The sequence below is a fragment of the Enterobacter adelaidei genome (assembly GCF_041937165.1).
GTDB classification, from domain to species: Bacteria; Pseudomonadota; Gammaproteobacteria; order Enterobacterales; family Enterobacteriaceae; genus Enterobacter; species Enterobacter adelaidei.
In genome coordinates, this window is record NZ_CP154353.1 from 613,073 (window position 1) to 637,920 (window position 24,848).

Sequence of the window (24,848 nt, forward strand, 5' to 3'; positions counted from 1 at the left end):
AAGTGTGGATGCGGGTGAATGTTAGAATACTCACAGACCCGCAAGGTAAAATTTATACGGCACTGCCGTTGGAGAATGTTATGACCGATTTAACTGCAAGCAGCCTGCGCGCGTTGAAACTGATGGACCTGACCACCCTGAACGATGACGACACCAATGAAAAAGTCATCGCCCTGTGCCATCAGGCGAAAACGCCCGTCGGTAACACCGCTGCTATCTGTATCTACCCGCGCTTTATCCCGATTGCCCGTAAAACGCTGAAAGAGCAGGGCACGCCGGACGTGCGTATTGCAACCGTGACTAACTTCCCGCACGGCAACGACGATATCGAGATTGCGCTGGCAGAAACTCGCGCAGCTATTGCTTACGGTGCAGATGAAGTTGACGTGGTATTCCCATACCGTGCGTTGATCGCGGGTAACGAGCAGGTCGGTTTTGACCTGGTGAAAGCCTGTAAAGATGCGTGTGCTGCGGCAAACGTACTGCTGAAAGTGATCATCGAAACCGGTGAGCTGAAAGAAGAAGCCCTGATTCGTAAAGCATCTGAAATCTCCATCAAGGCGGGTGCTGATTTCATCAAAACCTCTACCGGTAAAGTGCCAGTGAATGCCACCCCGGAAAGCGCACGCATCATGATGGAAGTTATCCGCGATATGGGCGTGTCCAAAACGGTTGGTTTTAAACCTGCGGGCGGCGTACGCACCGCTGAAGATGCACAGCAGTTCCTGGCTATCGCGGATGAACTGTTCGGCGCTGAATGGGCAGATTCCCGTCACTATCGCTTTGGCGCATCCAGCCTGCTGGCCAGCCTGCTGAAAGCGCTGGGTCACGGCGATGGTAAGAGCGCAAGCAGCTACTAAGGTTTGAATTGCCGGGTGACGCGAAGCGATCCCGGCTTATTTCGGGAGGTTACCGTGTTTCTCGCACAAGAAATTATTCGTAAAAAACGTGATGGTCATGCATTAAGCGACGAAGAGATCCGCTTCTTTATCAACGGCATTCGTGATAACACCGTCTCTGAAGGGCAGATCGCTGCGCTGGCGATGACCATTTTCTTCCACGATATGTCGATGCCTGAGCGGGTCTCGCTGACGATGGCGATGCGAGATTCAGGAACCGTTCTGGACTGGAAGAGCCTGAACCTTAACGGCCCGATTGTGGACAAGCACTCCACAGGTGGCGTAGGTGATGTGACTTCCCTGATGCTCGGCCCAATGGTGGCGGCCTGTGGGGGTTACATCCCGATGATCTCCGGGCGCGGCCTCGGCCATACCGGTGGTACGCTCGACAAACTGGAAGCCATTCCGGGCTTCGATATCTTCCCGGATGACAACCGCTTCCGCGACATTATTAAAGACGTTGGTGTGGCGATTATCGGCCAGACCAGCTCTCTTGCTCCGGCAGATAAGCGTTTCTATGCCACCCGCGATATCACCGCGACCGTTGACTCCATCCCGCTGATCACCGCCTCTATTCTGGCGAAGAAACTGGCCGAAGGGCTGGACGCGCTGGTGATGGATGTAAAAGTAGGTAGCGGCGCGTTTATGCCAACCTATGAACTTTCTGCCCAGCTTGCCGAAGCGATCGTTGGCGTCTCCAACGGTGCCGGCGTGCGCACCACTGCACTGCTCACCGACATGAACCAGGTTCTGGCCTCCAGTGCAGGTAATGCGGTTGAAGTGCGTGAAGCCGTACAATTCCTGACCGGTGAATACCGCAACCCGCGTCTGTTCGACGTCACCATGGCACTGTGCGTTGAGATGTTAATCTCCGGCAAGCTTGCCAAAGATGATGCAGACGCGCGCGCGAAACTGCAGGCGGTGCTGGATAACGGCAAAGCGGCGGAGATCTTTGGTCGCATGGTGGCGGCGCAGAAAGGTCCAACCGATTTCGTGGAAAACTACGCGAAATACCTGCCAACGGCGACGCTCAGTAAAGCGGTTTATGCCGATAGCGAAGGCTTTGTCTCAGCCATGGATACCCGTGCACTCGGCATGGCGGTTGTCTCAATGGGCGGCGGTCGTCGCCAGGCATCGGACATGATTGATTACAGCGTCGGCTTTACCGATATGGCCCGATTGGGCGACAGCGTCGACGGACAACGTCCGCTGGCGGTGATCCACGCCAAAGATGAAGCCAGCTGGCAGGAAGCGGCGAAAGCGGTTAAAGCGGCCATTACACTCGACGATAAAGCACCGGAAAGCACACCAACGGTCTATCGTCGTATCACTGAATAGCGGTATACTGATCTGATCAATCATTTTTAAGCACTACGTACGGAGAACAATTATGAAACGTGCATTTATTATGGTGCTGGACTCATTCGGCATCGGCGCAACCGAAGATGCAGAACGTTTTGGTGACGTGGGTTCCGATACCATGGGTCACATCGCGGAAGCCTGTGCCAAAGGCGAAGCGGATAAAGGTCGTAAAGGCCCTCTGACTCTACCCAACCTGACCCGCCTGGGTCTGGTGAAAGCGCATGAAGGTTCTACCGGTAAAATTGCAGCAGGTATGGACGGCAACGCGGAAGTGGTGGGTGCCTACGCATGGGCTCACGAGCTTTCTTCCGGTAAAGACACCCCGTCTGGACACTGGGAAATCGCCGGTGTGCCGGTTCTGTTCGACTGGGGCTACTTCTCCGATCATCAGAACAGCTTCCCGCAGGAACTGCTGGACAAGCTGGTTAAGCGCGCAAACCTGCCGGGCTACCTCGGTAACTGCCACTCTTCCGGTACCGTGATCCTGGATGAGCTCGGTGAAGAGCACATGAAAACCGGCAAACCGATTTTCTATACCTCTGCTGACTCCGTGTTCCAGATTGCCTGCCACGAAGAAACCTACGGCCTGGATAAACTTTACGAGCTGTGCGAAATCGCCCGTGAAGAGCTGACCGAAGGCGGATACAACATTGGTCGCGTTATCGCACGTCCGTTTATCGGCGACAAAGCGGGTAACTTCCAGCGTACCGGTAACCGTCACGATCTGGCCGTTGAGCCACCGGCACCAACCGTGCTGCAGAAGCTGGTTGAAGAGAAAGACGGTCACGTGGTGTCCGTGGGTAAAATTGCGGATATCTACGCCAACTGCGGCATCACCAAGAAAGTGAAAGCCACCGGCCTGGACGCGCTGTTTGATGCCACCATCAAAGAGATGAAAGAGGCGGGTGACAAGACCATTGTTTTCACCAACTTCGTCGACTTCGACTCTTCCTGGGGCCACCGTCGTGATGTTGCCGGTTATGCAGCGGGCCTGGAGTTGTTCGACCGCCGCCTGCCGGAGCTGATGGAGCTGGTGGGTGAAGATGACATTCTGATCCTGACTGCGGACCACGGCTGTGACCCAACCTGGACCGGTACCGATCACACCCGTGAGCACATTCCTGTGCTGGTGTACGGCCCGAAAGTGAAACCAGGCTCCCTTGGTCACCGTGAAAGCTTCGCGGATATCGGCCAGACCCTGGCGAAATACTTTGGTACGTCCGACATGGAATATGGCAAGGCCATGTTCTGAATCATGTTGGGTGCGGTCTGATGCCCTCACCCAACCCTCTCCCACAGGGAGAGGGTGAAAAGAATAAACAATTTAAAAGGAACTGAAGATGGCAACTCCTCACATTAACGCAGAAATGGGTGATTTCGCTGACGTCGTATTGATGCCGGGTGACCCGCTGCGCGCGAAGCACATTGCAGAAACTTTCCTCGAAGACGTGCGTGAAGTGAATAACGTTCGCGGCATGCTGGGCTTCACCGGGACTTACAAAGGCCGCAAAATCTCCGTTATGGGCCACGGTATGGGTATCCCATCCTGCTCCATCTACACCAAAGAGCTGATCACCGATTTCGGCGTGAAGAAAATCATCCGTGTGGGCTCCTGCGGCGCTGTGCGCATGGACGTTCAACTGCGTGATGTGGTCATTGGTATGGGTGCCTGCACCGATTCCAAAGTCAACCGCATGCGTTTCAAAGATCATGACTTTGCTGCGATTGCAGACTTTGGCATGGTGCGTAACGCCGTTGACGCAGCAAAAGCGCTGGGCGTTGACGCTCGCGTAGGTAACCTCTTCTCTGCTGACCTGTTCTATGCGCCAGACGGCGGCGAGATGTTCGACGTGATGGAAAAATACGGCATCCTGGGTGTGGAAATGGAAGCTGCGGGCATCTACGGTGTGGCGGCTGAGTTTGGTGCGAAAGCGCTGACCATCTGCACCGTGTCTGACCATATCCGTACCCACGAGCAGACCACCGCTGCCGAGCGTCAGACCACCTTCAACGACATGATCAAAATCGCGCTGGAATCCGTTCTGCTGGGCGATAAAGAGTAATTCTGTCTCTTCCGACCCTCTCCCGTTAGGAGAGGGTACCAGACCGCACCTAGCGCACGGCCTGTGCAATCCACGCTGAGAGCTCCCGCAGCTCATTTTCCTGCTCCGGGAAATCCTCGATCAACACCTCGCATTCCTGTTGCAGCATATCCGCCCGATACAAACAGCCCTGTAAACGTGCCGCAAGTGCTTCCAGTGGTGCCGGATTCAGGCTATCGGTAAACACCTGCGTGCGGGTGATATGGCCTTTCTCCACGTCAAAATGCAGCTCCACGCCGCCCCAGGTAAAACGCTCATCCAGCAGATGAGAAAATGCAGGAGCCTGACCGAAGTTCCACTCCCAGCTGCTCTGACGGGCAAACGTCTCGGCAAAGTTGGGCAGATCCGGGGTTTTGTCTGGGGAGATCACTTCTGCTTCCACGCGCTCGCCGTAATGTTCAAAGAAAGCGTCACGGATCGCATCGCAAATCTGCTCGTGAGTAATCCCCGGCAGCAGTTCCACCAGATTTGCCACGCGTCCGCGAACGGAGGTAATCCCTTTGGCCTGCAGCTTTTTCTTGTCCGGGTTCAGGTAGTTCGCCAGGCGGCTGAGATCGGCATTCAGAAGAAGGGTGCCGTGGTGGAAGCCGCGATCCATCGTTTCGCGATAAGCTGAGCCCGAAACTTTCCGGTCGCCTTCAGCGGTTTTCACCACCAGGTCGTTACGCCCGGAGGCCTCTGCCGTCACGCCGAGCGCATTCAGGGCGTTCAGGACGATGGATGTTGAGATGGTTTTGTCGTACTCCGGTTTGCCCGCCATAAAGGTAAAGCAGGTATTGCCCAGATCGTGAAACACCGCGCCGCCGCCGCTGCTTCTGCGCGCCAGGCGGACGTTGTCCTCTTCCATACGCCGCGTATTGCACTCTTTCCACGGGTTTTGCGCACGACCGATGACCACCGTATCCGCGTTGCGCCAGAGAAACAGTACACGTTGGGTGGCGGGCATCTGGCGGAAGATGCACTCTTCTACCGCGAGATTAAACCAGGGATCGTAAGAGTCAGAGATAAGCAGGCGTAACGTCGTCATGGCAGAGTTCCTTTTCCGGGTCGTCCGCCTACTTTATCATTAATCTTTCTTCTCGCTCTCTTCCTCTTCGGGGATAGACTTGCTTGCGGTCAGCAGGAACGGCGACTGTTGCCAGCGGGTGCGTTTGCCCTGAAGCAGCGTGCGCGCCAGCACGACGCCAATTGCCAGAGAGAGCAGCAGCATCAGGCGGAGAATATTGGTGGTGTTATCCACCTGTTTAGCTTCGGTTGGCAGGGTGTGGGTGTCGAGCGTCATACGCAGATACCCCAGTGGGCCATTTTTGCCCTGGACAGGTTCGACAATCTGCTGGTTGAAATAGCCTCCGGCTTTTTTGCCGTCCAGCGCCAGCCTGTCGCGCACGTCGACATGTTCGCCTGCGCGGGCAATCAGGTCTCCTTGCTCGTCATAAACGCCCGCATCCAGAATACGACTGTTTTCAGTGAGCTGACGTAAGACCTGACCGATTCGTTTATCGTCCGGCGTCTCGGTACGCATATAGGGTGCGACGTTGAGTGTCACCTGACGCGCCAGCGTGCGGGCCAGCTCTTCAAACTGTGGGTTACGTTGCCGTTGATGATTCTGGCTAAACCACGACGCCCCCTGCATCAGCACCACGAGGAGTGCGAGACAGAAAAGGACAATCACGGCGCGATGAAGCCGGAATTTCAGTTTTGCGCGAGCCATATTCCACCTGCTGAAAATTTAGGGCTTAATGTTGCCAGAAGTGATGGTTACAAGGTAGCCTCATGCGTTATTTTCCCTCTGGAACCTTCCGGCGCGAACGAAATTACAGGAGCTTTAATGCCGAACATTACCTGGTGTGACCTGCCAACGGATGTCTCTTTATGGCCAGGATTGCCGCTCTCTCTTAGTGGCGATGAGGTGATGCCTCTGGATTACCACGCTGGCCGTAGCGGCTGGCTGCTGTACGGACGCGGCCTGGATAAGCAACGCCTTACCCAATATCAAACCAAACTGGGTGCTGCGATGGTCATTGTCGCTGCCTGGTGTGTCGAGGATTATCAGGTCATTCGTCTGGCAGGCTCCCTGACGCAACGTGCGACACGCCTGGCGCATGACGCCGGGCTGGACGTTGCCCCGCTGGGTAAAATTCCTCACCTGAAAACGCCGGGCCTGCTGGTGATGGATATGGACTCTACCGCCATTCAGATCGAGTGTATTGACGAGATTGCGAAACTGGCAGGCAGCGGCGATCTGGTGGCGGAAGTCACCGAGCGTGCGATGCGCGGAGAACTGGACTTCACCGCCAGCCTGAGACAGCGCGTGGCGACCCTGAAAGGGGCCGATGCCAACATTCTGCGTCAGGTACGCGACGTGCTGCCGCTGATGCCTGGGCTGACGCAGCTGGTACTGAAGCTGCAGTCGTTAGGCTGGAAAGTCGCGATCGCCTCCGGTGGCTTCACCTTCTTCGCGGATTATTTGCGGGAAAAACTGCATCTGACCACCGTTGTGGCCAACGAGCTGGAGATCATGGATGGCAAGCTGACCGGCCAGGTGATCGGCGATATCGTGGATGCTCAGTACAAAGCCAACACCCTGACCCGTCTGGCGGAAAAATATGAAATTCCGCACGTCCAGACTGTCGCCATCGGCGATGGCGCGAACGACCTGCCGATGATCAAAGCCGCCGGGCTTGGCATTGCCTATCATGCTAAGCCGAAAGTGAACGAAAAGACGGAAGTCACTATCCGTCATGCTGACTTGATGGGAGTGTTCTGCATTCTCTCTGGCAGCCTTAATCAGAAATAACGAGGTAAACCGTGGCGAAAGCTCCAAAACGCGCATTTGTCTGTAATGAATGTGGTGCGGATTATCCGCGCTGGCAGGGGCAATGCAGCGCCTGTCATGCCTGGAACACCATCACCGAAGTGCGTGGTGTGGCGGCTTCGCCGAGCGTGGCGCGCAACGAGCGCCTGAGCGGTTACGCCGGTAACGCGGGCGTGGCGAAGGTGCAAAAGCTCTCGGATATCAGCCTCGAAGAGCTGCCGCGCTTCTCCACCGGGTTCAAAGAGTTTGACCGCGTGCTCGGCGGCGGCGTGGTGCCGGGCAGCGCCATCCTGATCGGCGGTAACCCGGGCGCGGGTAAGTCGACCCTGCTGCTGCAAACGCTCTGTAAGCTCGCCGAGCAGATGAAAACCCTGTACGTCACGGGGGAAGAGTCCCTGCAGCAGGTAGCAATGCGCGCGCACCGTCTGGGCCTGCCGACCGGCAACCTGAACATGCTCTCCGAAACCAGCATCGAGCAGATCTGCATGATCGCCGAAGAAGAGCAGCCGAAGCTGATGGTGATCGACTCCATCCAGGTGATGCACATGGCGGATATTCAGTCTTCGCCGGGTAGCGTTGCGCAGGTGCGTGAAACCGCGGCCTACCTGACGCGCTTTGCCAAAACGCGCGGCGTGGCGATTGTGATGGTCGGCCACGTCACCAAAGACGGCTCGCTGGCGGGGCCGAAGGTGCTCGAACACTGTATCGACTGCTCCGTGATGCTCGACGGCGACGCAGATTCCCGCTTCCGTACCCTGCGTAGCCATAAAAACCGCTTCGGGGCGGTGAACGAACTGGGCGTATTTGCCATGACCGAGCAGGGGCTGCGCGAAGTCAGCAACCCGTCGGCCATCTTCCTGAGTCGCGGCGATGAAATAACCTCCGGCAGCTCGGTGATGGTGCTGTGGGAAGGGACGCGCCCGCTGCTCGTTGAAATTCAGGCGCTGGTGGACGTGTCGATGATGGGCAACCCACGGCGCGTGGCGGTCGGTCTGGAACAGAACCGCCTGGCGATCCTGCTGGCGGTGCTGCACCGTCACGGCGGGCTGCAGATGGCGGATCAGGACGTCTTCGTTAACGTGGTGGGCGGCGTTAAAGTCACTGAGACCAGTGCAGACCTCGCATTGCTGCTGGCGATGGTCTCCAGCCTGCGAGACAGGCCGCTGCCGCAGGATCTGGTGGTATTTGGTGAGGTCGGTCTGGCTGGAGAGATCCGTCCGGTGCCAAGCGGCCAGGAGCGTATCTCCGAGGCGGCAAAACACGGCTTCCGCCGGGCGATTGTACCCGCCGCTAACGTGCCGAAAAAAATCCCGGAAGGGATGCAGGTTTTTGGCGTTAAGAAACTCGCAGATGCGTTAAATGTCTTTGACGACTTATAATTACGTATTCGATTTTGCAGGAGGCACCGTAATTTATGTCATCATTTGACTACATTAAGACCGCAATCCGCCAGAAGGGCTGCACGTTACAGCAGGTGGCGGACGCCAGCGGAATGACCAAAGGCTACCTTAGCCAACTGCTGAACGCCAAAATCAAAAGTCCCAGCGCGCAAAAGCTGGAGGCGTTACATCGCTTTCTGGGGCTGGAATTCCCGCGTATGCAAAAGAATATCGGCGTGGTATTCGGCAAATTTTACCCGCTGCATACCGGGCACATCTATCTGATTCAGCGCGCCTGTAGCCAGGTTGACGAGCTGCACATCATCATGGGGTATGACGAAACCCGCGATCGCCAGCTGTTTGAAGACAGTGCCATGTCGCAGCAGCCGACCGTGCCGGACCGTCTGCGCTGGCTACTTCAGACCTTCAAATATCAGAAAAATATCCGCATCCATGCCTTTAATGAAGAGGGCATGGAACCGTATCCACACGGCTGGGACGTGTGGAGCAACGGCGTCAAAGCGTTCATGGAAGAGAAGGGCATCACCCCGAACTGGATCTACACCTCTGAAGAGTCAGACGCGCCGCAGTTCCGCGAGCATCTGGGTATTGAAACGGTGCTGATTGATCCGAAACGGACGTTTATGAATATCAGCGGGGCGCAAATCCGCGAAAACCCGTTCCGCTACTGGGATTACATCCCAACTGAAGTGAAACCGTTCTTTGTGCGCACCGTCGCCATTCTGGGCGGTGAGTCGAGCGGGAAATCAACGCTGGTTAACAAACTGGCGAATATCTTCAACACCACCAGCGCGTGGGAATATGGCCGCGATTATGTCTTCTCGCACCTCGGCGGCGACGAGATGGCGCTGCAGTATTCCGACTACGACAAAATCGCGCTCGGTCATGCCCAGTACATTGATTTCGCGGTGAAATACGCGAATAAAGTGGCATTCATTGATACTGATTTCGTCACCACCCAGGCGTTTTGTAAAAAGTATGAAGGGCGTGAGCACCCGTTCGTGCAGGCGCTGATTGATGAATACCGCTTTGACCTGGTGATCCTGCTGGAAAACAACACCCCGTGGGTGGCTGACGGGATGCGCAGCCTCGGCAGCTCCGTGGACAGGCGGGAATTCCAGACCATGCTGGTGGATATGCTCAATGAGAACAACATTGAGTTTGTGCATGTTGAAGAGTCAGACTACGACTCCCGTTTCCTGCGCTGCGTCGAGCTGGTGAAGGAGATGATGGGGGAGCAGGGGTAAGCGTTAACCGCCCTCTCCCGAAGGGAGAGGGCCTGGGTGAGGGAATCAGACCACTCAGAATTCAACCACCACTTTCCCGCGCATATGCCCGTCCAGCACTTTACGGTGCGCCTCGGTAATGCTTTCCACGCTCAGCCCGTGCAATGTTTCACTCAGCGAACTCTCTACCACACCGTTATCTACCAGTTTCGCCACCTCATTGAGGATCTCCCCCTGACGTGCCATATCGGCAGTCTGGTACATGCTGCGGGTGTACATAAATTCCCAGTGCAGGGCGGCAGATTTTGATTTCAGCTTATCCTGGTTCAGCGGATGCGCGTTCTCAACGATGGAGCAGATATGCCCCTGTGGTGCAATCAGCTCACTGACCGCATCCCAGTGGCCATCGGTGTCGTTGAGAATGAAAATGTAATCCACAAAGGTGATCCCCTGTTTTGCCAGTTCACCTTTCAGGTCGCGGTAGTTCACCACCGCATCAGCACCGCGATCGCGGCACCACTGGGCGGAATCCTCTCTTGACGCCGTCGCAATGATCTTCACCTTGCTGTTGTGCTTCGCAAACGGGATCGCCAGCGATCCTACGCCACCCGCACCGCCGATAATCAACAGCGTTTTATCCGCGTCGGCATTCTGAATGTTCAGCCGCTCGAATAATCCTTCCCAGGCTGTCAGGGCGGTCAGTGGCAATGCGGCTGCGGCGGCCCAACCGAGGTTGGCTGGTTTGTGCCCGACGATACGCGCATCGATCAACTGGTGGGTAGTGTTGCTGCCAGGGCGGGTGATATCCCCTGCATACCACACCGCATCGCCCGGTTTAAATCCGCTAACGCCAGCGCCAACGGATTTAACAATACCGCTGGCATCCCAGCCGAGAATACGCGGCTCCTGCAGACCGTTTCTGGCAATACTGGCATGCACTTTGGTATCGACCGGGTTGATGGAAACGGCCTTCACCTCGACCAGCAGGTCGTGCTCGCCGGGTTGCGGCATCGGTTGAGCAATCTCAATAAAGGCTGAAGGGTTCGATGGGTTAACGGCAATGGCTTTAACGGACATGGTGTGCTCCTCAATGGAATGCGTTTTGTTGAGGCTAGTCTATTAAGTGGACAGCTGCATGATAAGATGGACAATCGAGAACTCAGCGTTCGTACAGGGTGAACAATCATGTTTAAACAGCTGCAGGATATGGCGCTGTTTGCGCTGGTGGCAGAGATGGGAAGTTTTACCGCTGCGGCGCAGAAGGCCGAACTGCCGAAATCCAGCGTCAGCCAGCGCATTAGCCAGCTTGAGCAGCAGGTGGGGATCCGTCTGCTTAACCGTACCACGCGCAGGCTGAACCTGACGTTTGCGGGCGAGCACTATCTGGTGCACTGCCGCGAGATGCTGGCAGCCAGCGAGCGTGCGGAGTACGCCATTCAGCGGCTGCGCGAAAACCCGAGTGGGCGGCTAAGGATCACCTGCCCGGCAGGGATTGGCGCGACGCTGCTGGCGCATATGAACGCCGAGTTCCAGTTGAGCTTTCCTGACGTGTCGCTGGATGTGTCGATCTCTGACGACGTGGTGGATCTGGTCGAGGCTGGATTTGACGTGGCGCTGCGTACCGGCAAGCCACAGGACTCCTCCCTGATTGGCCGGATGATCGGGCACTGTCCGCGCTTTATGCTGGCCTCGCCCGAATATCTCGCGCGTCGGGAGCCGCTGACGCATCCCCGCCAGTTGGTGGAGCACCGCTGTATTACCCACAAAGCCTGGTCTGAATGGCTGCTGCGAAGCGAGAGTGAGGATTACCGCTATCTGCCGGATAACGCCCATATGACGGATAACCTGGTGTACGCGCGTGAGTGCGCGATTGCTGGCGCCGGCATTACGTTGCTGCCTGCTTTTCTGCTGGAAGATAAGGTGGAGAAGGGCGCGTTGGTAAAAGTGCTGCCTGAGTGGAATGTCGAGGGGAATGACCTGTGGCTGGCCTATCCGAGCCGCAAGCTGAATTCGCCTGCGCTGATGAGCTATATCGAGTTTGCGATGCAGTTCGATGAGGTGAAGCGGTATTACGTGGGCAAATAAACAAGCCGGGTAAGCGTGAGCGCCACCCGGCTTTTTAGACACTTACTTAGCAATACGCTTGTACTTAATACGCTTCGGCTCCAGCGCGTCTGCGCCCAGCGTGCGTTTCTTGTACTCTTCGTATTCGGTGAAGTTACCTTCGAAGAACTCCACCTTACCTTCGTCCTGGTAGTCCAGGATGTGGGTCGCGATACGGTCCAGGAACCAACGGTCGTGCGAGATCACCATCGCGCAGCCCGGGAACTCCAGCAGGGCGTTTTCCAGCGCGCGCAGGGTTTCGATGTCCAGGTCGTTGGTTGGTTCATCGAGCAGCAGAACGTTACCGCCCACCTGCAGCAGTTTCGCCAGGTGCAGACGACCGCGCTCACCACCGGACAGCTCGCCTACGCGTTTGCCCTGGTCGGTGCCTTTGAAATTAAAGCGGCCAACATAGGCGCGGCTTGGCATCTCTGTGTTGCCGATACGCATGATATCCAGACCGCCGGACACTTCTTCCCACACGGTTTTGCTGTTATCCATCGCGTCACGGAACTGGTCAACGGACGCCAGCTTCACGGTTTCACCCAGGGTGATAGAGCCGCTGTCAGGTTGTTCCTGACCGGACATCATGCGGAACAGGGTGGATTTACCCGCGCCGTTCGGACCGATGATCCCGACAATCGCGCCCTTCGGCACAGAGAAGCTCAGATCGTCGATCAGCAGGCGATCGCCGTAAGACTTACGCAGATTGCTGACTTCAACCACTTTATCCCCCAGACGTGCTCCAGGTGGAATAAACAGTTCGTTGGTTTCGTTACGTTTCTGGTATTCGGTGTTGTTCAGCTCTTCGAAGCGTGCCAGACGGGCTTTGCCCTTAGACTGACGGCCTTTCGCGCCCTGACGAACCCACTCCAGCTCTTTCTCAATAGACTTGCGACGCGCCGCTTCCTGAGAGGCTTCCTGCGCCAGACGCTGATCTTTCTGCTCCAGCCAGGAGGAGTAGTTACCTTCCCATGGAATACCTTCACCACGGTCCAGCTCCAGGATCCAGCCTGCGACGTTGTCGAGGAAGTAACGGTCGTGGGTAATCGCCACAACGGTGCCTTCGAAGTCGTGCAGGAAGCGCTCCAGCCACGCCACGGATTCTGCATCCAGGTGGTTGGTTGGTTCGTCGAGCAGCAGCATGTCTGGTTTTTCCAGCAGCAGGCGGCACAGCGCTACACGGCGGCGTTCACCACCGGACAGATTAGCGATTTTTGCATCCCAGTCCGGCAGACGCAGGGCGTCAGCGGCGCGCTCCAGCTGCACGTTCAGGTTATGACCGTCGTGCGCCTGGATAATTTCTTCAAACTTGCCTTGCTGAGCAGCCAGTTTATCGAAGTCAGCATCCGGCTCGGCATACTTGGCATACACTTCATCCAGACCTTTCAGGGCGTTAACCACTTCGGACACCGCTTCTTCAACGGATTCGCGGACGGTGTGTTCCGGGTTCAGCTGAGGTTCCTGCGGCAGGTAACCAATCTTGATGCCAGGCTGCGGACGGGCTTCACCTTCGATGTCTGTATCGATGCCGGCCATGATGCGCAGCAGGGTGGACTTACCGGCACCGTTGAGACCCAGAACACCGATTTTTGCGCCCGGGAAGAAGCTCAGCGAGATATTTTTAAGAATATGACGTTTCGGCGGGACAACTTTGCCGACACGATGCATGGTATAAACGAATTGAGCCACGTTGGACTTCGCCTCTTTTATCGTAATGAGAAGGAATTTCAGCCTCGAAGTGTAGCCTTTTTCACGACCTAATCCCAGCCAGGAACGTCGGGAGTGTTAAAACGCGCAAGAAAGGTAAAAAAGTGTCCATGACGTGGCGCGTTGCAGGATGCCTGGTTAGCATAAGTTGATTAGACTTTGACGTGGCAAGACGCTGCAATTGACGAAAAACAAAGAGGAAGAGCTTGTGGAAAAAGCCAAACAGGTGGTCTGGCGTCTGCTCGCTGCCAGCGTATGCGTAATGGCGGTAAGCCAGGCGGTGCATGCCGATTCACTGGATGAACAACGTAATCGCTACGCCCAGATCAAACAGGCGTGGGACAACAAGCAGATGGATACCGTGCAGGCGCTGATGCCGACACTGAAGGATTACCCTCTGTATCCGTATCTGGAGTATCGCCAGCTAACTGACGATCTCATGAATCAACCGACCGTCGCGGTGAATAATTTCATTCAGGCTAACCCAACCCTGCCTCCCGCGCGGACGCTACAGTCTCGTTTTGTGAATGAACTGGCTCGTCGTGAAGACTGGCGCGGGCTGTTGGCTTTCAGCCCTGAAAAACCGAACACCACGGAAGCGCAGTGTAACTATTACTACGCAAAATGGGCCACGGGGCAGCAGGAAGAGGCGTGGAACGGTGCCAAAGATCTGTGGTTGACCGGTAAAAATCAGCCCAATGCCTGCGACTCTCTCTTTGGTGCCTGGCGCGCCTCTGGCAAGCAAGATCCACTGGCGTATCTGGAGCGTATTCGCCTGGCGATGAAAGCCGGAAACACGCGTCTGGTCACCGCGCTGGCAGGGCAGATGCCATCGGATTATCAAACCATTTCCACTGCGGTGATTGGGCTGGCCAACGATCCTAACTCGGTGCTGACCTTTGCCCGCAGCACAGGCGCGACCGATTTTACCCGCCAGATGGCAGCGGTAGCCTTTGCCAGCGTGGCGCGTGACGATGTGGAAAACGCGCGGCTGATGATCCCGCAGCTGGTGCAGGCGCAGCAACTTAACGAAGAGCAAACCCAGGAGTTGCGCGATATTGTGGCGTGGCGACTGATGGGCACGGATGTGACTGACGAACAGGCGCGCTGGCGAGACGATGCCATTATGCGTTCGAACTCCATGTCGCTGGTGGAACGTCGCGTGCGAATGGCGCTGGGCTCAGGCGATCGTCGTGGGCTCAATACCTGGCTTGCGCGCCTGCCGATGGAAGCGAAAGAGAAAGACGAATGGCGCTACTGGCAGGCCGATCTGCTGATGGAGCGAGGACGTGATGAGGAAGCGAAAGAGATCCTCCATACGCTGATGCAGCAGCGCGGGTTCTACCCGATGGCGGCCGCGCAACGCCTGGGAGAAGAGTACACCTTCCGCATTGATAAAGCGCCAGCCAATGCGAACCCTGCATTGACGCAGGGGCCTGAAATGGCGCGCGTTCGCGAGCTAATGTACTGGAATATGGATAACACCGCGCGCAGCGAGTGGGCGAATCTGGTCACCAGCCGTAGTACTGACGAGAAAGCTCAGCTTGCCCGCTATGCGTTTGATAACCACTGGTGGGATCTGAGCGTGCAGGCCACGATCGCCGGTAAGCTGTGGGATCATCTCGAAGAGCGTTTCCCGCTGGCTTACAAAGATCTGTTCGATCGCTATACCAGCGGTAAAGATATCCCGCAAAGCTATGCGATGGCGATTGCCCGTCAGGAGAGTGCCTGGAACCCGAAAGTTCGTTCTCCGGTGGGTGCCAGCGGTCTGATGCAGATCATGCCGGGCACGGCAACGCACACGGTGAAGATGTTTAATATCCCGGGGTACAGCAGCCCGTCACAGCTTCTCGATCCGGATACCAACATCAATATCGGTACCAGCTACCTGCAGTATGTTTATCAGCAGTTCGGTAACAACCGTATCTTCTCGTCTGCGGCGTATAACGCGGGCCCTGGTCGCGTGCGCACCTGGCTTGGCAACAGCGCCGGACGTATCGATGCCGTGGCGTTTGTCGAGAGTATTCCGTTTTCGGAAACGCGTGGCTACGTGAAGAACGTGCTGGCGTATGACGCATACTATCGCTACTTCATGGGGCAGAAAGATACCCTGATGAGCGATGCCGAGTGGCAGAGACGTTACTGATCGGCGCGGGTTGTGTTATGCTGTACTCGCTAATGAGTACAAGAGGCAGCATAACATGACCCAGCATTCCCCGTATTCCTCGGCAATGGCCGAACAACGTCATCAGGAGTGGCTTCGTTTTGTGGAGTTGCTCCGCCAGTCTTACGATCAGGATTTGCATTTGCCCCTTATGCAGCTGATGCTCACGCCAGATGAGCGTGAAGCGCTGGGCACGCGCGTGCGGATCATTGAAGAGCTGTTGCGCGGCGAAATGAGCCAGCGTGAACTCAAAACTGAGCTGGGCGCGGGTATCGCAACGATTACCCGCGGATCGAACAGCCTGAAATCGGCACCGGTTGAGCTGCGTCAGTGGCTTGAGTCTGTGCTGTTGGGCGATCAGCGATAAATCGCGTTATGGAACGGGCTTAAGGCCAGGATCACCGCCTGGTGGTAAACGCCTGAACGCGTCAGTGCGCCTGCAGTAAAGACGCCAATAGCCCCTTCTTTACGGCCAATCTCATCAATGCCGGTGTACTGTGACATCACCGGCCCCAGCGCGTCACCCGCACGGACTTTTTCCAGAATGATCTCTGGCAGAGGGAGGGTAGCCGAGCGCGCTTCACCACGTTGCTCGCGGCTTTCGATCACCACCCAGCTAAAGGTTGCGCCTTCGTCGATACCCGCTTCAATCGCCACCCAGAAGTCAGCCTCAGGCACCGCAATTTTGGCATTTGCCACGCGATTTCGTGCGCCAGCCCGCGTTTCCTCGCTGCCAAACGGCTGTTCAGGAACACCACTCTCGACGCCGATGGCATCAATATGGCAGGATCCTTCGCCGAAGATCTCTTCAAATGCCCTTAGAATTGCCTGAATTTTGGCAGGATTAGTGGTAGCAGAGACAACATGGTGCATAATTAAGCTCGATTCGAAAAAAAAACTCATCGCAGTATAACGGAAAAAAAGCATGTTACAGGTATACCTTGTTCGCCACGGTGAAACGCAGTGGAACGCCGAGCGACGTATTCAAGGCCAGTCAGACAGTCCCCTCACTGAAAAGGGGGTACAGCAAGCGTGGCAGGTGGCGGAACGCGCCCGAACGCTGGGCATCACCCACGTTATCACCAGCGATCTCGGTCGCACACAGCAGACGGCACGCATCATCGCGGACGCCTGTGGCTGTGACGTCATGCTTGAGCCGCGCCTGCGCGAGCTGGATATGGGCGTACTGGAAAAACGCCATATTGATACGCTGACGGAGAAGGAGGAGGGCTGGCGTCGTACGCTGGTTAACGGTACCGAAGATGGCCGTATTCCTGAAGGCGAATCCATGCAAGAGCTGAGCGTTCGTATGCATGCCGCACTCGCGGAATGCCTGAAGCTTCCGGCGGGAAGCCGTCCGCTGCTGGTGAGTCACGGGATTGCGTTGGGTTGCCTGGTGAGCACCATTCTGGGGTTACCGGCTTACGCTGAACGCCGTTTGCGTCTGCGCAACTGCTCCATTTCCCGGATTGATTACCAGGAAAGCGCATGGCTGGCGTCGGGGTGGGTGGTGGAGATGGCAGGGGACATTTCGCATCTCGATGCCCCTGCACTTGACGAACTGCAGCGTTAACGACGAATCGGAATTAAGAATTCCATACGCAGATTGATTGGGCCTTCTTCCGGTTTGGCATCCTGCGCCGGGTAGTAGCGCTCAATGTCCTGACCTTTACGGCGATTCAGATTCAGCATAGGCATGCAGGTTCCGTAAACGGTCAGGATAAACTCCTGAACGCCCGTTCCCAGCCCTTCATAGGCGAACATCACGTATTCGCCGCCTTCGAGCACGACAGGCTTCGAACCCTGAATATAGCCATTGGCCATCTCTGGGGTCAGCGCGGTGGTGTAGAACACCTCCTGCTCGTCGTCTTTTTCCTGACTTGGATGCGTTTCGTTGAGGCCATACAGAATCGGCGGGATCGCCGGGGCGTGGCTCAGGAAGTCGCGCCAGAACTGAACGCGCATCTGATGACGGAACTCAGAAATCTGCTCCAGAGAACAGGAGTAGCTCTGCGTCGTACCGATCAGATGGGTTTCAGGCAACGTGACAATTTCGTATTTTGGCATCGCGAACTCGCCCAGACGCAGCGGTGGACGCATACCAAACGAGCTCCAGTCAGGCGAGCGACGATAAAGCGCTGGCGTTAACGAGAACTGTTTTTTAAAGGCTCGGGTGAAGGTTTGCTGCGAATCGAAACGATATTGCAGGGCAATATCCAGAATCGGCCGTGCCGTAAGGCGCAATGCCACAGCAGACTTAGACAGACGACGCGCGCGAATATAGGCCCCGATAGCATGACCGGTGACATCCTTGAACATCCTTTGCAGATGCCACTTGGAATAGCCTGCTTTAGCCGCCACATTATCCAGTGACAAAGGCTGGTCGAGATGACCTTCCAGCCAGGTGAGCAGGTCGCGAATAATTCCAGCCTGATCCATATACTATCCTCATCCTTAAAACAGCAGGTGCCTGATAACAGGTTAGCGGATAATAGCATTTTTTGATGTTTTAGCATTCAGTGTTTTTTTTTGCGCATTCATGCTTTTTGGAGCACATTGTGGGCAAATATATTCTAATCCTGTGATCTTGCTACATTTTTGTCTAAAGTGTTGAATAATCGCCCAGTGTAATTTTAAAGAATGGTAACAATATGAAATACAAGACTTTGATCTTCACCGCGTTGATGCTGATGGTCGGGCGCGTGGCGCAGGCAGAACAGATTGGTTCCGTCGATACCGTGTTCAAAATGTTTGGCCCGGACCACAAAATTGTGGTCGAGGCGTTTGACGATCCGGACGTGAAGAACGTCACCTGCTATGTCAGCCGGGCGAAAACCGGCGGTATCAAAGGTGGCCTGGGGCTGGCGGAAGATACCTCCGATGCGGCTATTTCGTGCCAGCAGGTGGGCCCGGTTGAGTTAAGCGATAAAATTAAGAACGGTAAAGCACAGGGCGACGTGGTGTTCCAGAAACGCACCTCGCTGGTGTTTAAAAAGCTGCAGGTAGTACGTTTCTATGATGCGAAACGCAACACCCTGGCTTACCTGGCCTATTCCGACAAAGTGGTGGAAGGTTCACCGAAAAATGCGATTAGCGCGGTGCCAATCATGCCGTGGCGTTAATTCAGGGACGAACCATGCAACTACCTGTGGTCTGGCTGGTTGAAGACGAAATCAGCATCGCTGACACACTTATCTACATGCTTCAGCAGGAAGGATTCGAGGTGAAGGCGTTTGAACGCGGTCTGCCCGTGCTGGAAGAGGCGCGGCGGCAGGTGCCCGCGCTGGCAATTCTTGATGTCGGGTTGCCGGATATCAGCGGCTTTGAGCTGTGCCGTCAACTGCTGGCGCTGCATCCGGCGTTGCCGGTACTGTTTCTGACGGCGCGAAGCGACGAGGTGGATAAACTGCTCGGTCTGGAGATGGGGGCTGATGACTACGTCGCTAAACCTTTCTCACCGCGCGAAGTGTGTGCCCGGGTGCGGACAATTTTACGGCGGATGCAAAAATCAGCCGCGCCTTCGGATGTTGTGCGTATCGGCCAGTTTGAACTGAACGAACCTGCGGCACGAATCAGCTGGTGCGGTGAGGTGTTACCCCTCACGCGCTACGAGTTTTTGTTACTTAAAACATTGTTACAGGCTCCCGGACGTGTGTACTCCCGCCAGCAGCTAATGGACAAGGTGTGGGGCGAAGACGGGGACAGTTTCGATCGTACCGTGGACACCCATATCAAAACCCTGCGCGCCAAGCTGCGGGCGGTGAACGAGGAGCTTTCACCCATCAGCACCCATCGTGGTATGGGCTACAGCCTGGGGCTTTATTAATGCGCATTGGGATGCGGCTGCTGCTGGGGTACTTCCTGATCGTGGGTATCGCCGCGTGGTTTGTGCTGTCGATCTTTGTTCAGGAAGTGAAACCCGGTGTGCGCAGGGCAACTGAAGGGACGTTGATCGATACCGCGACCTTGCTCGCCGAAGTCGGGCGCGAGGATCTCCTTTCGGGCAATGCGCAGCAGGGCAAACTGGCGCAGGCCTTTTCACAACTTCATCAGCGGCCTTTCCGCGCCAATATCGGCGGCATTCATAAAGTGCGCAACGAATACCACGTCTACATGACCGATGCGCAGGGCAGAGTGGTGTTTGATTCCGCGAGTCTGGCTGTGGGGAAAGATTACTCCCTCTGGAACGATGTCTGGCTGACCCTTCGTGGCGAATACGGCGCGCGGAGCACCCAGAGCAATCCTGACGATCCAGAGAGCACGGTGATGTATGTTGCGGCTCCGGTTGTGGACAACGGTAAGATTATTGGCGTGCTGTCGGTCGGGAAACCCAACAGCGCGATGGCCCCGGTTATCCATCGCAGCGAGCGACGGATCCTGTGGGCGGGTGGTGCATTGCTTGGCATTGCTTTGCTGATTGGCCTTGTTGTGGCGTGGTGGATCAATCGTTCTATCGGTACGTTGTCGCGCTACGCTGACGCGGTTACCACCGATTCCCCTCTGCCATTACCGAATCCCGGCAGCAGTGAACTGCGCAAGCTGGCGCAGGCGCTGGAGAATATGCGTATTCGCCTGGAAGGGAAAAATTACATTGAACACTATGTCCACTCGCTCACCCACGAGCTGAAAAGTCCGCTGGCCGCAATCCGGGGCGCGGCGGAAATTCTTGCTGAGCAGCCCTCACCGCAGGTCGCCAGGCGGTTTATCGACAACATCCTGGTGCAAAACGCGCGTATGCAATCGTTGGTCGAAAAGTTGCTTGCCCAGGCCCGGCTTGAAAATCGGGTGGAGATTGTCCCCACAAGCGTTGATGTCGATGCGCTGTTTGCGCGGCTGGCTGACGCCCGCTCGACGCTACTGACCGCTAAAAATATCACCCTGACCTGTAAAAGCACCGCGCTGTGTGTGGAAGGTGATGCGGAGCTGCTTGAACAGGCATTGGGTAATTTACTGGATAACGCCATCGACTTCACGCCGGAGGGCGGGGCTGTTCAGCTTGCAGCCCATGAAGGGGACAAGCAGATACACTTTACCGTCACCGACAGCGGCAGCGGGATCCCGGATTATGCCCTGACGCGAATTTTCGAACGTTTTTACTCTCTTCCTCGTGACAATGGATTGAAAAGCAGCGGCCTTGGGCTGGCCTTTGTACAGGAGGTGGCGCGTCTGCACCAGGGGGAGGTCACATTGCGTAATCGTGATGAAGGTGGCGTGATGGCCACGCTGATACTTCACCGTCCCTTCACATAACTTCAAACTGGCCCCACATAGCCCGGTTACGCTCTCCTCATCACAAAGGAGACGTAATGATGAAATCCCCCCTGTTCTGGAAAGTAAGCACTCTGCTGGGGTGCATCCTGCTGTTGTTAGTCCCGCTTTTTATGGTCAGTAACCTGATTTCAGAGCGTGAAAACTACCGTAATGATGTCGAAAACACGCTGCGCCAGAGCACCAGCGGACCACAAAAACTGGTCGGCCCGCTGATTGCGATTCCGATGACGGAGATCTTTTACAAGATAGAGGACGAGAAGAAGGTCGAATACAAGAAAAGCTATATGCACTTTATTCTGCCGGAATCCCTAGTTGTGGAAGGTAACCAGCGCGTGGAGTCCCGAAATATTGGCATCTACGACGGGCAAATCTGGAACGCTGACCTGAAGATAAAAGCACAGTTTAATACCGAAGAGCTAAAACAACTGAGAGGGGAAACGATAACAACAGGGCAACCGTTTATCGTAACGGGCGTTGGCGACGCGCGGGGCATTGGCACGGTCAGTATCTCTAAAATCAACGGGGAGACGCTAAGCGTGGAACCCGGTTCAGGCGTCTACGGGGCGCTTGCTGGGATCCACATCCCGCTGACCGACAAAGCGCTGGAAGCCAAAACGTTTGCGCTTGAGATGTCCCTCAGCCTGGCGGGAACGGGCAGTTTTGCGGTGGTACCGGTAGGGCGTAATAGCGAAATGACGCTCACCAGCAACTGGCCGCATCCGGGTTTTATGGGCGATTATCTCCCCGTTAAGCATCAGATAGGCGAGTCCGGTTTCCAGGCGAACTGGCAGAGTAGCTGGTTTGCAAATAACATGGAAAGTTGGTTCAACGATAAGGAATCCCCGGAGTGGGATGCGCTCCCGGCCTTTAGCGTGACGGTAGCGACGCCTGCCGACCAGTACCAATTGACTGAGCGCGCGATTAAGTACGCGATTCTGCTGATTGCACTGACGTTTATGGCGTTCTTTGTTTTCGAAACCTTAACCGGATTACGCCTTCACCCGATGCAGTATCTGCTGGTGGGGCTGTCGCTGGTCCTGTTCTATCTGGTGCTGCTGGCGCTGTCTGAACACGTCGGGTTTACGCCCGCTTGGGTTGTTGCAAGTCTGGTTGGCGCAGCGATGAACGGAATGTACCTGCAGGCCGTGTTGAAAAGCTGGAAGCGCAGCGGGCTGTTTGTGCTGGCGCTACTCGGGCTGGATGTGGTGATGTGGTTCCTGTTGCGGTCAGAGGATTGTGCATTATTGCTGGGGTCAGCGGTGCTCGCGCTGGCGCTGTTTGCGGTGATGTTCCTGACCCGTCATTTTGACTGGTACTCGCTTCCTCAGCCGAAGCGTCCTGAACCTCCCGCAGAGCCTGATAACGATACACTGCGAATCTGGAAATAAAAAAAACGGCGCAAAGCGCCGTTTTTTTATGTGTTGCGTGCGGGATTACTCCTGCAGATCGCCGCAGAAACGGTACCCTTCGCCGTGGATCGTGGCGATGATTTCCGGGGTATCCGGCGTAGATTCGAAATGTTTACGAATACGACGGATCGTTACGTCTACGGTACGGTCGTGCGGTTTCAGCTCACGGCCGGTCATTTTCTTCAGCAATTCTGCACGGGACTGAATTTTGCCCGGGTTTTCGCAGAAGTGCAGCATCGCGCGGAATTCACTGCGCGGCAGTTTATACTGCTCGCCGTTCGGGCTAATCAGCGAACGGCTATTGATATCAAGTTCCCAGCCGTTGAATTTGTAGCTGTCTACGCTACGACGCTCTTCGCTGACCGTACCCAGGTTCATGGTTCGGGAAAGCAGGTTGCGTGCACGAATGGTTAACTCGCGAGGGTTGAACGGCTTGGTGATGTAGTCATCCGCACCGATTTCCAGGCCAAGAATTTTATCAACTTCGTTGTCACGGCCTGTCAGGAACATCAACGCGACGTTCGCCTGTTCACGCAGTTCGCGCGCCAGAAGAAGACCGTTTTTGCCCGGAAGGTTAATATCCATGATCACCAGGTTGATATCATTTTCAGAAAGGATCTGATGCATCTCTGCGCCATCGGTCGCTTCAAAGACATCGTAGCCTTCTGCTTCGAAAATGCTCTTTAACGTGTTGCGTGTTACCAACTCGTCTTCAACGATAAGAATGTGCGGGGTCTGCATGTTTGCTACCTAAATTGCCAACTAAATCGAAACAGGAAGTACAAAAGTCCCTGACCTGCCTGATACATGTCGCAAATTAACATGACCGGCCTAACGTGACTAAAGTACGTAATTGCGTTCTTGATGCACTTTCCATCAACGTCAACAACATCATTAGCTTGGTCTTGGGTACTTTCCCTTTGGACCCGACAGTGTCAAAAACGGCTGTCATCCTAACCATTTTAACAGCAACATAACAGGCTAAGTGACACCAGACACCCAATAAAACTACGCTTCGTTGACATATATCAAGTTCAATTGTAGCACGTTAACAGTTTGATGAAATCATCGTAGCTGAATGCTAGCCTTTATCACAATTTTTCAATAAACCAACTAGTTGCGGACCTTGATTTATAAACGAAGTGAATCCAATCAGAATAGGGTATTCATGTCGCTATTATCATTATAAAACATAAGGATAATAGTCTTCTGTTAACATTCTAACTGATTGTTCAGACACAAAATAGTTTAGCGTTTTTAATTTGTTATGAAACGCTATTTCGGTGATTTGTGTTGCAATTTTGTAAATTCGCGCTGCGTAATATGTTGATGTGCATCACATTTTTACCCGCTAACTGATTAAAAAGAGAGCATAAATGCATCTGTCGATTGTACTGGTTGCCCCAGCCAGAGCCGAAAATATAGGCGCAGCGGCGCGTGCCATGAAGACCATGGGTTTTACCGATTTACGTATTGTGGACAGCACGGCCCATCTGGAGCCTGCCGCTCGGTGGGTGGCGCACGGGTCGGGAGATATTCTCGATAATATAACCACTTACGACACACTAGCCGCCGCGTTGCACGACATTTCGTTTACCGTTGCGACCACCGCGCGCAGCCGTGCGAAATTCCACTACTACGCCACCCCTGCTGAACTGGTACCCATGCTGAAGGAGAAAAGCCAGTGGCTGGAGAAAGCCGCGCTGGTGTTTGGCCGTGAAGATTCCGGGTTAACAAATGAAGAGCTGGAACTTGCTGACGTGCTCACGGGGGCACCGATGGTGGCCGATTATCCGTCCCTGAATTTAGGCCAGGCGGTCATGGTCTACTGCTATCAATTAGCTTCCCTAATGCAAATCCCTCAGCCACAGGCTGAAGGGGCAAACGAAAACCAGCTGGCCGCACTGCGCGCTCGTGTTGAGCAACTGTTATCTCAATTGGGGGTAGCGGACGATCAAAAAATGGCTGACTGGCTGCAGCAGCGTTTGGGGCGTCTTGAGCAGCGGGACACCGCCATGCTGCACCGTTTGCTGCACGATATTGAAAAAAAATTGGCCGAGTAAAATACTGCCATAAGTTTTTACTATGGCGAATAAGTCTGTCTGGATGGGTTGCACTTGGGGGAATCGGATGAAAATAAATCTGCACGCAGCGGGACGTGAGAGTCTCCCGAAATGTGATCAAATTAAAAATCCATTGACTTAAGGTGCCCGATCCTTTAACCCTAAAAGAATACAGCACAGACAGATAATAATGACAGAGTACACAACATCCATGAAACGCATCAGCATCACCACCATTACCACAACCATCATCATTACCACAGGTAACGATGCGGGCTGACGCGTACAGGAAAAACAAAAAAAAGCCCGCACCTGAACAGTGCG

Annotated in this window: 25 protein-coding genes and 1 other annotated feature (1 of these 26 cut by a window edge); of the genes, 18 read left to right on the forward strand and 7 right to left on the reverse strand. The window is 55.2% G+C overall.

Annotation, left to right across the window (positions count from 1 at the left end; all coding sequences use genetic code 11):
- Positions 1-80: 80 nt before the first annotated feature.
- From deoC to deoD, 4 genes are all read left to right on the forward strand, one after another.
- Positions 81-860, forward strand: a complete 780-nt coding sequence (gene deoC, locus AAHF05_RS03075) for a deoxyribose-phosphate aldolase (RefSeq protein WP_032666764.1) — start codon at positions 81-83, stop codon at positions 858-860.
- 54 nt (positions 861-914) lie between these two features.
- Positions 915-2,237, forward strand: a complete 1,323-nt coding sequence (deoA, locus tag AAHF05_RS03080; protein WP_049005216.1) for a thymidine phosphorylase — start codon at positions 915-917, stop codon at positions 2,235-2,237.
- A gap of 52 nt (positions 2,238-2,289) precedes the next feature.
- Positions 2,290-3,513: a phosphopentomutase gene (gene deoB, locus AAHF05_RS03085; protein ID WP_028016598.1), complete on the forward strand. Its 1,224-nt coding sequence runs from the start codon at positions 2,290-2,292 to the stop codon at positions 3,511-3,513.
- An 88-nt stretch (positions 3,514-3,601) separates the two neighbouring features.
- Positions 3,602-4,324 (forward strand): purine-nucleoside phosphorylase, encoded by a 723-nt coding sequence (deoD, locus tag AAHF05_RS03090; protein WP_028016599.1) that lies wholly within the window; start codon positions 3,602-3,604, stop codon positions 4,322-4,324.
- Between the two features lie 49 nt (positions 4,325-4,373).
- Here the strand turns inward: deoD and lplA are convergent, their stop codons facing one another.
- Positions 4,374-5,390 carry a lipoate--protein ligase LplA gene (gene lplA / locus AAHF05_RS03095; RefSeq protein WP_049005218.1) on the reverse strand — a complete coding sequence of 339 codons (1,017 nt, stop codon included), beginning with the start codon at positions 5,388-5,390 and terminating at the stop codon, positions 4,374-4,376.
- 39 nt (positions 5,391-5,429) lie between these two features.
- A complete protein-coding gene (locus AAHF05_RS03100) occupies positions 5,430-6,074 on the reverse strand; it encodes a YtjB family periplasmic protein (protein ID WP_028016601.1) in 645 nt (214 codons plus the stop codon).
- 117 nt (positions 6,075-6,191) lie between these two features.
- Between AAHF05_RS03100 and serB the strand changes: the two genes are divergently transcribed.
- The 3 genes from serB to nadR are packed head-to-tail and all read left to right on the forward strand — an operon-like array spanning position 6,192 to position 9,825.
- A complete protein-coding gene (gene serB, locus AAHF05_RS03105; RefSeq protein ID WP_028016602.1) occupies positions 6,192-7,160 on the forward strand; it encodes a phosphoserine phosphatase in 969 nt (322 codons plus the stop codon).
- Positions 7,161-7,171: 11 nt separating this feature from the next.
- Positions 7,172-8,557: a DNA repair protein RadA gene (gene radA, locus AAHF05_RS03110; protein WP_014068810.1), complete on the forward strand. Its 1,386-nt coding sequence runs from the start codon at positions 7,172-7,174 to the stop codon at positions 8,555-8,557.
- A 35-nt stretch (positions 8,558-8,592) separates the two neighbouring features.
- Complete coding sequence (nadR, locus tag AAHF05_RS03115; RefSeq protein WP_049005219.1) at positions 8,593-9,825, forward strand: multifunctional transcriptional regulator/nicotinamide-nucleotide adenylyltransferase/ribosylnicotinamide kinase NadR; 1,233 nt, start codon at positions 8,593-8,595, stop codon at positions 9,823-9,825.
- A 54-nt stretch (positions 9,826-9,879) separates the two neighbouring features.
- On the opposite strand, the gene AAHF05_RS03120 is transcribed toward nadR, so the two are convergent.
- Positions 9,880-10,881, reverse strand: coding sequence for a zinc-binding alcohol dehydrogenase family protein (locus AAHF05_RS03120; RefSeq protein ID WP_049005220.1), 1,002 nt, complete (start codon positions 10,879-10,881; stop codon positions 9,880-9,882).
- Positions 10,882-10,989: 108 nt separating this feature from the next.
- On the opposite strand from AAHF05_RS03120, the gene AAHF05_RS03125 reads away from it, so the two are divergent.
- The gene (locus tag AAHF05_RS03125; RefSeq protein ID WP_028016605.1) at positions 10,990-11,889 is read left to right on the forward strand and encodes a LysR family transcriptional regulator; all 900 of its coding nucleotides are present in this window, start codon (positions 10,990-10,992) and stop codon (positions 11,887-11,889) included.
- A 42-nt stretch (positions 11,890-11,931) separates the two neighbouring features.
- On the opposite strand, the gene ettA is transcribed toward AAHF05_RS03125, so the two are convergent.
- A complete protein-coding gene (ettA, locus tag AAHF05_RS03130; protein WP_028016606.1) occupies positions 11,932-13,599 on the reverse strand; it encodes an energy-dependent translational throttle protein EttA in 1,668 nt (555 codons plus the stop codon).
- A gap of 226 nt (positions 13,600-13,825) precedes the next feature.
- On the opposite strand from ettA, the gene sltY reads away from it, so the two are divergent.
- Positions 13,826-15,763, forward strand: a complete 1,938-nt coding sequence (gene sltY / locus AAHF05_RS03135; RefSeq protein ID WP_049005325.1) for a murein transglycosylase — start codon at positions 13,826-13,828, stop codon at positions 15,761-15,763.
- A gap of 55 nt (positions 15,764-15,818) precedes the next feature.
- The gene (gene trpR / locus AAHF05_RS03140; protein ID WP_049005221.1) at positions 15,819-16,148 is read left to right on the forward strand and encodes a trp operon repressor; all 330 of its coding nucleotides are present in this window, start codon (positions 15,819-15,821) and stop codon (positions 16,146-16,148) included.
- On the opposite strand, the gene yjjX is transcribed toward trpR, so the two are convergent.
- The gene (gene yjjX, locus AAHF05_RS03145) at positions 16,139-16,654 is read right to left on the reverse strand and encodes an inosine/xanthosine triphosphatase (RefSeq protein ID WP_129323961.1); all 516 of its coding nucleotides are present in this window, start codon (positions 16,652-16,654) and stop codon (positions 16,139-16,141) included. The genes trpR and yjjX overlap by 10 nt on opposite strands.
- A 52-nt stretch (positions 16,655-16,706) precedes the next feature.
- On the opposite strand from yjjX, the gene gpmB reads away from it, so the two are divergent.
- Positions 16,707-17,354 (forward strand): 2,3-diphosphoglycerate-dependent phosphoglycerate mutase GpmB, encoded by a 648-nt coding sequence (gpmB, locus tag AAHF05_RS03150; protein ID WP_048989680.1) that lies wholly within the window; start codon positions 16,707-16,709, stop codon positions 17,352-17,354.
- Here gpmB and robA read toward each other — a convergent pair.
- Complete coding sequence (robA, locus tag AAHF05_RS03155) at positions 17,351-18,220, reverse strand: MDR efflux pump AcrAB transcriptional activator RobA (protein ID WP_028016611.1); 870 nt, start codon at positions 18,218-18,220, stop codon at positions 17,351-17,353. The genes gpmB and robA overlap by 4 nt on opposite strands.
- Before the next feature lie 212 nt (positions 18,221-18,432).
- On the opposite strand from robA, the gene creA reads away from it, so the two are divergent.
- Genes creA through creD form a run of 4 tightly spaced genes read left to right on the forward strand, consistent with a single transcriptional unit; the run spans position 18,433 to position 22,440 of the window.
- Positions 18,433-18,903: a protein CreA gene (gene creA / locus AAHF05_RS03160; protein ID WP_028016612.1), complete on the forward strand. Its 471-nt coding sequence runs from the start codon at positions 18,433-18,435 to the stop codon at positions 18,901-18,903.
- Between the two features lie 14 nt (positions 18,904-18,917).
- Entirely contained in the window at positions 18,918-19,607 is a 690-nt protein-coding gene (gene creB, locus AAHF05_RS03165) for a two-component system response regulator CreB (RefSeq protein ID WP_049005224.1), read from the forward strand.
- Positions 19,607-21,031: a two-component system sensor histidine kinase CreC gene (gene creC / locus AAHF05_RS03170; RefSeq protein ID WP_049005225.1), complete on the forward strand. Its 1,425-nt coding sequence runs from the start codon at positions 19,607-19,609 to the stop codon at positions 21,029-21,031. Before creB ends, creC begins: the two co-directional genes overlap by 1 nt.
- A gap of 56 nt (positions 21,032-21,087) precedes the next feature.
- Positions 21,088-22,440: a cell envelope integrity protein CreD gene (creD, locus tag AAHF05_RS03175; protein ID WP_049005226.1), complete on the forward strand. Its 1,353-nt coding sequence runs from the start codon at positions 21,088-21,090 to the stop codon at positions 22,438-22,440.
- 45 nt (positions 22,441-22,485) lie between these two features.
- Here creD and arcA read toward each other — a convergent pair whose 3' ends face one another.
- Complete coding sequence (gene arcA / locus AAHF05_RS03180) at positions 22,486-23,202, reverse strand: two-component system response regulator ArcA (RefSeq protein ID WP_003856501.1); 717 nt, start codon at positions 23,200-23,202, stop codon at positions 22,486-22,488.
- 95 nt (positions 23,203-23,297) lie between these two features.
- Here arcA and yjjY point away from each other — a divergent pair, with 95 nt between their 5' ends.
- The 3 genes from yjjY to thrL all read left to right on the forward strand — a co-directional run bounded on the left by yjjY (position 23,298) and on the right by thrL (position 24,804).
- A complete protein-coding gene (yjjY, locus tag AAHF05_RS03185; RefSeq protein WP_085928893.1) occupies positions 23,298-23,438 on the forward strand; it encodes a protein YjjY in 141 nt (46 codons plus the stop codon).
- A 399-nt stretch (positions 23,439-23,837) separates the two neighbouring features.
- The gene (locus tag AAHF05_RS03190; protein WP_129323960.1) at positions 23,838-24,524 is read left to right on the forward strand and encodes a tRNA/rRNA methyltransferase; all 687 of its coding nucleotides are present in this window, start codon (positions 23,838-23,840) and stop codon (positions 24,522-24,524) included.
- A gap of 211 nt (positions 24,525-24,735) precedes the next feature.
- On the forward strand, positions 24,736-24,804 hold the full coding sequence (gene thrL, locus AAHF05_RS03195; RefSeq protein WP_015572623.1) for a thr operon leader peptide: 69 nt from the start codon (positions 24,736-24,738) through the stop codon (positions 24,802-24,804).
- Positions 24,743-24,848 (forward strand) — a sequence feature (Thr leader region); it runs 12 nt beyond the window's last position. (Overlaps the previous gene by 62 nt.)